Here is a 1131-nt window from a genome sequence, read left to right on the forward strand (position 1 = left end):
GAACCGGGTGATGCTGGTGACGCTGGAGCGCAGGTATCCGTTGCCCGGATCGCCCGGCAGCTCGTACGCGTCGGGTACGCCGATGACGGCCCGCGACTCCATCGCGGAGAAGGTCCGCAGCCCGATCCGGTACGACAGGTGGCCCTCCAGCTGGTGGATGCGCCCGTCCTCCAGGCGCTGCGAGGCCAGCAGCAGGTGCACCGCGAGCGAACGGCCGAGCCGACCGATCATCACGAACAGCTGGATGAACTCGGGGTTGGCCGCGATCAGCTCGCTGAACTCGTCCACCACCACGAACAGCGTGGGCAGCGGGTCGAGTTCGGCACCCTGGGCGCGGGCCTTCTCGTAGTCGCGCGCCGAGGTGAAGTTGCCGGCGCTGCGCAGCAGTTCCTGGCGGCGTACCAGTTCCCCCTGCAGGGTGGTCTGCATCCGGTCGACCAGCGCGGCCTCGTCGGCCAGGTTGGTGATGAGCGCGGAGACGTGCGGCAGCCGGTCCAGCCCGACGAAGGTGGCACCGCCCTTGAAGTCCACCAGCACGAAGTTGAGGGTCTCCGAGGAGTGCGTGGCCGCCAGGGCCAGCACCAGGGTGCGCAGCAGCTCGCTCTTGCCCGAGCCGGTGGCGCCGATGAGCATGCCGTGCGGGCCCATCCCGCCCTCGGCGGACTCCTTGATGTCCAGCTCGATCGGGGAGCCGTCGGCGGCCACCCCGATGGGCACCCGCAGCCGGTCGGCGGGCGAGCGGGACTCCCACCGGGCGCGCGGGTCGAAGGTGTCCAGGTCGGGGATGTCCAGCAGGTCGGGCAGGTCAAGGACGGCGCTGAGCCCGCTGGCCGGCTGCTCGCCGGTGACCTTGGTGGCGTGCCGGGCCATGATCCGGGCCAGCGTCCGCAGCCGGGGCAGGTCCAGGTGGTCGGGTGCGGCGAGCCGGGTGCGCACCTCCCGGCCCACGTGGTCCTTCTCGATCATGTCCACGTCGGTGGCGGACACCTCCAGGTTGAGCACGTTGTCGCCGTCGGCGAGGCCACGGCCGTCGAAGTCGATGAGGACGGCGTTGCGGTACCCGGAGACGGTCAGCCGGGCGCCCGGCGGGATGACGCCGCCGTCGCAGACCACCACGACGAACGGTTCCTC

1 protein-coding gene is annotated in these 1131 nt (G+C 71.3%); it reads right to left on the reverse strand.

Going from position 1 to position 1131, the window contains the following annotated elements; genetic code table 11:
* Nucleotides 1–1131, reverse strand: a 1131-nt coding sequence (gene eccCa / locus B0E53_RS36660; protein ID WP_107079936.1) for a type VII secretion protein EccCa, incomplete at both ends; no start/stop codon positions are given.

Origin of the sequence: Micromonospora sp. MH33 (assembly GCF_003013775.1) — a bacterium.
GTDB lineage: Bacteria > Actinomycetota > Actinomycetes > Mycobacteriales > Micromonosporaceae > Micromonospora > Micromonospora fulviviridis.